The sequence below is a fragment of the Streptomyces sp. NPDC001027 genome (genome assembly GCF_040299045.1).
Lineage (GTDB): Bacteria > Actinomycetota > Actinomycetes > Streptomycetales > Streptomycetaceae > Streptomyces.
This window is the reverse complement of the sequence record NZ_JBEPBI010000040.1, coordinates 45,091-52,440: the sequence shown is the minus strand read 5'-3', so window position 1 is coordinate 52,440 and position 7,350 is coordinate 45,091. Positions and strand designations below refer to the sequence as shown.

General features: G+C 69.5%; 6 protein-coding genes and 1 pseudogene. 2 read left to right on the top strand and 5 right to left on the bottom strand.

Features of this window, described 5'->3' with window-relative positions; translation table 11 throughout:
• Positions 1-197: 197 nt before the first annotated feature.
• From ABT300_RS14570 to ABT300_RS14560, 3 genes and pseudogenes are all read right to left on the bottom strand, one after another.
• Positions 198-368: pseudogene (locus ABT300_RS14570) on the bottom strand (DNA cytosine methyltransferase); the annotation flags it as partial.
• A 96-nt stretch (positions 369-464) separates the two neighbouring features.
• Complete coding sequence (locus ABT300_RS14565) at positions 465-1,466, bottom strand: DUF4928 family protein (RefSeq protein WP_351674934.1); 1,002 nt, start codon at positions 1,464-1,466, stop codon at positions 465-467.
• Positions 1,467-1,567: 101 nt separating this feature from the next.
• A complete protein-coding gene (locus tag ABT300_RS14560; RefSeq protein WP_351674923.1) occupies positions 1,568-2,791 on the bottom strand; it encodes a DNA cytosine methyltransferase in 1,224 nt (407 codons plus the stop codon).
• A 98-nt stretch (positions 2,792-2,889) separates the two neighbouring features.
• Between ABT300_RS14560 and ABT300_RS14555 the strand changes: the two genes are divergently transcribed.
• On the top strand, positions 2,890-3,402 hold the full coding sequence (locus ABT300_RS14555) for a very short patch repair endonuclease (protein ID WP_351674921.1): 513 nt from the start codon (positions 2,890-2,892) through the stop codon (positions 3,400-3,402).
• 223 nt (positions 3,403-3,625) lie between these two features.
• Positions 3,626-4,405: an SDR family NAD(P)-dependent oxidoreductase gene (locus tag ABT300_RS14550; RefSeq protein WP_351674919.1), complete on the top strand. Its 780-nt coding sequence runs from the start codon at positions 3,626-3,628 to the stop codon at positions 4,403-4,405.
• Between the two features lie 10 nt (positions 4,406-4,415).
• Here ABT300_RS14550 and ABT300_RS14545 read toward each other — a convergent pair whose 3' ends face one another.
• Positions 4,416-5,453: an SEC-C domain-containing protein gene (locus tag ABT300_RS14545; protein WP_351674917.1), complete on the bottom strand. Its 1,038-nt coding sequence runs from the start codon at positions 5,451-5,453 to the stop codon at positions 4,416-4,418.
• 87 nt (positions 5,454-5,540) lie between these two features.
• Positions 5,541-7,016, bottom strand: a complete 1,476-nt coding sequence (locus ABT300_RS14540) for a glycoside hydrolase (protein WP_351674915.1) — start codon at positions 7,014-7,016, stop codon at positions 5,541-5,543.
• Between the last annotated feature and the right edge of the window lie 334 nt (positions 7,017-7,350).

Here is a 7,350-nt window from a genome sequence, read left to right as displayed (position 1 = left end):
CAGGGCCTCCGCGTCCTCGGGATACAGGCCGGCGGTCCGCTCCAGGCGTGCCGCTTCGGCGGTGTGGTCGACGTTCTCGGCAGGCGTGGCGGGACGCATGAGTGACACCGTAACGCCGCCCGCCGACAAGGGTGACATACCTGCAGGTCAGCGATCACATCGCCGCCCCGCCCACGCCGAAGCCCCGCCGGTCACGGGTCCAGAAGGTCTGCCTGAAGCACATTCCAGCGGGGTCGGTTGGCCCGCAGGGTCCGGCAGGCGTCAGTGTCTTCGTCCAGCAGCAGCGCTGGATCGAAGCCGGCGCGCTCCAGACCCAGTGCGAGCCCACCCGCCCCTGAGCACACGTCGAAAAAGGTCAGCTTGCTCACGATTCGTCCCTCGTCCCGCCGGGCCGCGTTTGCAACCGCTTCATGCTTGCAGAAGCAGGGGGCCAATGACCAAAAGGCGAAACCTGATCGTGAGTCTCAGAGGTTCTCCGGGACCAGGATCATCAGCGACTTGTCCGCCTCGGCCTGTTCGATCCGGGCGTTGTACTCGATGAGGAGTTCCCGGAGCCGGTCTCGGACCCCGCTCTTCGAGAAGCCGCCGACCTCCTCGATGTTCGTTCCGACGAAGTCCTCGATGGACTGGACTGCGACGCGCTCGGACAGGCCGTACATCTCGGCGAGTTGGACGGCGGCCGCGACCCGGCTCTCGGGGACGAGGACGCGCGGGCGGTAGCCGTGGTTCAGGTTGTCGACGCAGCGGTCGAGGAAGACCTTTTCCCCCGGGGACATGGTGACGTGGATCGCGGTGTCGCCGATCTGGTAGTCGCCGGCGCGGCCGGTCTGGACGTCGGCGGTGGTGTAGCTCTCGACGTTGACGTCCTCGTCGGGGAAGCGGATCTTCAGCTTTGCGCCGACGAGATGCTGGGCTATCGCGCCCGCCGTGTTGCCCCCGCGCAGACGGCCGGCCTCGATGAGGGCGGCGATCGTGGTGCGCACGGGGTTCTCGGGGTTGATCTCGGCTTCGATGCGCTTTCGGCCGAAGAAGTCCTCGCGGACTCGTTCGACGAACCATGCCTGGAGCAGGGCGGCCAGCGCGGCGCGCTCAAGGCCGGAGAGGTCGGTCAGTCCGGCCTTGTCGCCTTCGGCGTTGAGGACCGTGGCCAGGCCGTCGGCGTGGTCGAGGGTGGCGCGGGAGGTGCGGCCGCCCTCGCTGGTGAACTTGCGCTCCTCACCGTGCTCGGCGAGCAGTTTCTGGGCCTGCTTGCCGCTGGCGGTCTTCACCTGTGAGCGGGTTCTGTAGTGCTCGGGCTCAAGAGGGAAGTGCTCAGCCAGGAACTCTGTCATGTAGAGGCCTGCGCACATGACGTTGGAGTTCACGTTGCCCTTGGCGTCTCGCTGTCCCTCGTACCAGGTCCCCAGCGCGTCGATCAGGGCCGCCTCCGCGCTCGTCACCGGTGCGCTGGCGACGGTCGACTGCACGGTGACCAAGGGTTCCTCCTGGGATGGCGGAGCGGTGGAGCGGCGGTGGGCGTCAGGGCGCGTCGGACGCCGCCGTCGTGTCGTCCGTGCGGAGATCGCGGTTAGTGGGAGAGGGCGGTGCGCTGTGCCGGGAGCGACTCCCGCTTGCGGTGGTTCTCGAGCAGCATCTTGAGATAGTGCTCCGTGAGCCATGCCACCGCGTCGACGCACACCGCGTCTCCGAAGCCCATGATGGCCTGGTTGCGCTTGCTGGGGAGGATGTAGCCCGGGGCGCCCATGAGCTTGGCGTACTCCCGAGCCGTCATCCAGCGCACGCGCATCCGCTCGTTCTTCTGCATGCGTACGACAGCCTGCTTGGAGGAGCCGCCGCGGGCGGTGCGCAGGCAGCCGGCCACGTCGTCTTCGCGGATCTCCCAGGCGGGGACGCCGTTTCGAGTGCGGCGGTAGGCCGTGCGGTAAGAAGCATCGGGTTCGCTGCTGAGCTTCTCGACGCGGGCCTTGTTGAGGTCGGAGAGCTGGCTCTCGAAGTGGGCGACGCGATTGTCGTCCCACCACTCGACGTCCCGGTCGTCGTCAGCATCGACGAGGTCGGTCCAGCCCGTGGTGCGCAGGGCAGGGGGTTCGTCGAGCTGGGTGCGGTAGGTCGTCAGGTCTTTGTCGTCGAGGACGCGGTCGAGCCAGGCGGGGCGCAGTGCCGTGTCCCGGCGATCGTCGACGGCCGGCTTGGGCAGATCCTCGCGCCCGGCGACGACGAAGAGACGCGGTCTGGACTGGGGGACGAAGCGGCGGCCGTCCAGGGTGACCACGTCAGCCCAGTAGCCGAGGGTGTTCAGCCGCTCGATGGCGGCCTTCATGTCGGCGCCGTTGTGGCTGGTGGCGAAGCCGTTGACGTTCTCCAGCGCGATCACGGCGGGCTTCTTGCCGTCACGCTCGCCCATGGCTTCGATCACGTCGGTGAAGTCCCAGAACGTGCTGGAGTGCTTGCCCGCGAGGCCCGAGCGGCCCCCTGCGAGTGAGAGATCCGTGCAGGGGAAGGACGCCCAGGCGAGGTCGACCGGGCCTGGGGCCAGCTCGGAGCGGATGTCGCTCGCGATCTCTCGGATGTCCCGCAGGACGTAGTGCTCCGTGGCGTCGGCGAAGTGCCCCTTGTACATGTCGTGCTTCTGGGCGTCCAGGTCGTTGGCCCAGGTGACCTTGAAGCTTCCGCCGCGCTCCAGCCCCAGGCGGGCGAGGCCGATTCCGGCGAAGAATTCGGCGACCTCGAAAGGCGTCGAAGCGGTGGCGGAGGCGGTGGAGTCAAGATCAGACGGGAGCTCTGTGGTCACCCGGCGATGGTACGGGAGGGCGCCGACAATCACGGTGTGCGGACGGTTTTCAGGGGTCTCCTGGGACGAGGGCGTCGCGCCCGCATTACGGTGTGGACATGGATGGGGACGAGTCCGAGGCCGTGGGGAAGGGCGCGATGGCCGAGAGGGGATCGTGGGCCTCCTCCGACGCCGTGCGGGCCAGCATGCAGGCGAACAAGAGCCGCGACACCAAACCCGAGCTGGCCCTGCGACGAGCGGTGCACGCACGGGGGCTGCGCTATCGGGTCGCCGCGCGCCCGATCAAGGAACTGCGCCGCACCGCTGACCTGGTGTTCACCAAGGCGCGTGTCGCCGTCTTCCTCGACGGATGTTTCTGGCACGGCTGTCCGGAGCACCACACCGTCGCCGTCCGCAACGGCGGCTACTGGGCGTCGAAGGTGGAGCGCAACCGCACGCGCGACGTGGACACCGACCAGCGGCTCGCAGAGGCGGGCTGGACGGTCGTACGGATATGGGAGCACGAAGACCCGATTCAGGCAGCTGCCCGGGTGGAGAAGACCGTGGCCGAGGCGCGGCGGGCGCAGCAGAGCCGCACCGTGCTCCCGCCGGACGGCGCGCAGAGCGATTGATCGGCGGGGTCAGCGCCTGCCCGGCTGATGCGGCACGGCCCGTGGCCGCAGGACGGGCGTGCTGAAGTCAGCCGCCGGACTGAGGTCCACGGGCCTCCAGGCAGCCGCGGGCGGCGTGAGCAGGACGGACTGTTCGGCGCGATGAACTTCATGATCGGGCGTCAGCGGTCTGCCCGGCAAGCGGCTTGCTCGGCGACGCGCGCACGCCGCTATGTTGTCCCGTATGAGTCCGATCTCCGGAGACGACGGCCGTGCCGTCCGCCCCCTCACCGGCAAGGTCGTCGTGGTCACGGGCGCCGCCCGGGGGCAAGGCGCCGCTGAAGCCAGGGCTCTCGCCCAGGCCGGGGCCGAGGTGGTCGCCACCGACATTCGCCCCGAAGGGGACTGCCGGCGGCTGAACGTGGCCAGTGAGGGGGACTGGGCCGAGCTTGCCGCCGAGCTTCGCGAGACGTACGGGCATGTTCACGGGCTGGTCAACAACGCGGGCGTCATCCACCGGGCCCGGCTGGGGGAGGTGCGCGCGGAGGACTTCGAGCGGGTGCACGCGGTGAACGCCACGGGGCCGCTGCTCGGCATCCAGTACCTCTCGCCGTTGATGCCGCCGGGCTCGTCCATCGTCAACGTGGGGTCCTCCACCGCGTACACCGGCTACTACCCGGTGGCGTACACCGCCAGCAAGTGGGCGTTGCGTGGCGTCTCGAAGATCGCGGCCACGGAGTTGGGGCCGCGAGGGGTGCGGGTCAACACGGTGCACCCCGGCTACATCGAGACGGAGATGACCGCCGCCGCGACCCCGGCCTTCCGTGAGACGACCATCCGGGAGACGCCTCTGGGCCGCAGCGGCACGGTCGACGACGTCGCGCCCCTCGTCGTCTTCCTCCTCAGTGACGCGTCCTCCTTCATCACGGGCGCGGAGATCCCGGTCGACGGCGGCTTCAGCGCGCACGGCGGCGTCAAGTCCATCTCCGACGCGTTGCGACCCGGCCCGCCGGCCGTCGGCTGAACGCCGGGTCCTACACCCTGGCCCCCGCTTCCACTCCGTGGCACCCGTCGTACGCCGTGCCCGAGCCGCACCAGCACGGTACGCCTCGCTCCGGGGGCCAGCCGGTGGCGCGGCCTCGGGCTGCCAGGGTCGTCGCGTACTGGGGGAGGAGGTCGGCGTCGGCCGGGGAGGCGCCCTCCGAGGCGGCGAAGGCCTCGTAGGAGGGGACCGTGCCCGTGACGATGCCGAGGTTGGCCGTGCCCGAGGCGGCGAGTTCGCGCAGGGACGCCTCTATCGTCGCCAGGTGCTCCTCGTGGGAGGGGTACTCGTCCGACAGCGTCGGGTACGCCCCGACCAGCTCCGCCAGCTCTCCCGTGGGCCAGTGCAGGACCGCCACCGGGAACGGGCGGGACAGTTCCTCCCGGTAGGCGCCGAGCTCGGCGCGCAGACGGGAGATCTCCGCCTGCAGTTCGGCCGGGTTGTCCGAGCCCAGGGACCAGACGCGCTTGGGGTCGTGGAGTTCGTCCAGGGAGACGGTGGAGGAGTGCAGGGTGTCCGCCAGCGCGTCCCACTCGTCGTGGGCGGCGCCGAGCATCCGCCGGACCCGGTGGCGGCCGAAGAGGAGGGGGTGGGCGGAGTGGGGGGTCTCGGCCGTGTCCGTCAGGAAGAGGGTGACGCCCTCGGTGAACGTCTTCTGTGCGGCCTCCAGCTCGTCGTGGGACTCCAGCGACTCCGCGACGATCACCCAGGGGGCCGGGTCGCGGGGGGCGGCGGCGCGGATGCCGTCGATGATCGCTCTGGCCTCGGCCTCGTGACCGTACTCCCACAGGTTGGAGGCCTTCAGGGCGCGGATCAGGTGGGGGCTCTCCAGGGTCTCCGGTCCCTCCGAGGAGGACAGGAGGCGGTCGTACAGGGTCGTCGCGGCGGGGCGGTCGCCGGCCAGTTCCAGATGGGCCGCGGCCTGCAGCAGCAGGGCCTCCGCGTCCTCGGGATACAGGCCGGCGGTCCGCTCCAGGCGTGCCGCTTCGGCGGTGTGGTCGACGTTCTCGGCAGGCGTGTCGGGGCGCATGGGTGACACCGTAACGCCGCCCGGCGACAAAGGAGAGGTACCTGCAGGCCAGCGACCATATCGCCGGCCCGCCCGTCCGATGCCCCGCTAGATCGTCACTCCGTCCACCTGAAGGGTCTGCACGGCGCCCGCCGCGAACGGCACGCTGATCGACTTGCCGCTCAGGTGCGTGTCCGAGTGGGACGTGTAGAGGTCGCCGGACCCGCTCGTCACCGTGTTCCAGCGGGGGACGAGGCCCGACGCGCCGCCTGTCACCGTCGTGAAGCGGGAGAGGTCGAAGGTCAGGGTCTGGGCCGAGGAGGACGTGTTCGCGGCCACGATCACCAGCCGCTTCGCCGTCTTGTCGATGGCGGCCGCCGCGTAGCTCACGCCGGTGTCGAGGATCGTCATGCCGGGCCGGATGTGACGGCTGAACTGGGCCATCACGTAGTACTTCGTCGTGACGGCGCCGGCCGCCAGCGTGTTCTCGTCGTAGCGGATCATCGCCCAGCCCGCCGACGGATCCATGACCTGCCAGTACACCCACGCCGTCGGGTGCAGCCAGCGGAAGTCGTAGAGCAGGTTGCTCGCCATCGTGAGACCGGTGCCGTCCTTGTCGCCGGTCTCGGAGTTCCACAGCGCCTTCTTCGCCGTCGTCACGACGTCCGTGTACAGCAGGTCGCGGCGGCCGCCGGAGCCCTGGTAGCCGTGGACGTTGACCCGGTTCACGTACCCCTTCGTCGTCGCGGAGAAGGAGTTCCAGGTGGTGCGGGCGAGGTCGTAGTTCGTCTCGTCCGAGGCCGAGATCTTCGTCGCCGTCAGTCCTCGCGAGTCCAACTCGCTGCGCATGTACGGCAGGACGGCCGCCTGGACGGTCGCGTCCATGTGGCAGCCCTCCTGTGTCCCGGTCGCCGTCCACCAGGACGAGGACGGCTCGTTGAAGGGGTCGACCGTCGCGAAGTTCACGCCCCAGTCGTTCTTCGCGCGCAGGGCCACCGCCGCGAGGTGGGAGGCGTGCTGGCGGTAGTTCCAGGACTGGAGGTTGTTGCCGCCGCCCGAGGCCCCGGACGGGTTGTGGTTCAGACACATCCACCACATGGGGGAGTTGGCGAAGAGCTCGGTCGTCGCTCCGCGCGACACGGCCTTCTGCAGCATCGCGCGCTGGTTCGCGTCCGCCGTCCAGTCCCAGGCCGAGGACATCGGGTCCTCGTTGTTCCAGTCCTGCCAGTAACCCTCGATCTGCTTGAAGCCGGGAATGTTGGGGGACGCCACCATCGACGCGCCGCCCACGCTGTTCCCGCTGCACGCGCCCAGGTTGTAGCGGGCGATGTTGAGGCCGAGGCCGGGCAGGACGCTGCCGTTGTAGGACACCGACCTGGTCGTGAAGAAGATGTCGGCGAAGTCGTCCCGGGCGCCGAAGACGTTCGCCCACCAGGCCAGGGAGGTGCCCCAGCCCTCCCATGTGCCGTAGTTCGTCGCGGGGTTGACGGCGATCGTGGAGTCGGCGCTGGCGGTGCCCGTCGCGAGGGTGCTTCCGAGGAGCGCGCCGCCCGTGGCCGCCAGCAGTGTTCTGCGTCGGATCATGACTTCTCCGCTTCATGACAGCGATCGACCGCCGGTCGTCCCCGCCGGCGTCGTCGGAGTGCGTCAGTGCGTCAGTGCATCGGTGCGTGAGTGCGTGAGTGCGTCGGTGAGTGAGCGAGTGCGTCGGTGCTCAGTGCGTCACGAAGCATCGGGTGTGGCCCGTGGAGTTGTCGAGAGTTCTGACAGCCCTTTCTCAAACCTGTGGAGAAAGGGGACGGAAGAGGTTCGAGGGGACGAACGGGCGAGGTGGGGACGGTCCGTGTATGTACGGGTCTGGAGACCTTGTCCCCCTCCCCTTATCGTGCCCGCGTGCGGACTTCCCCCGGGCACCGGA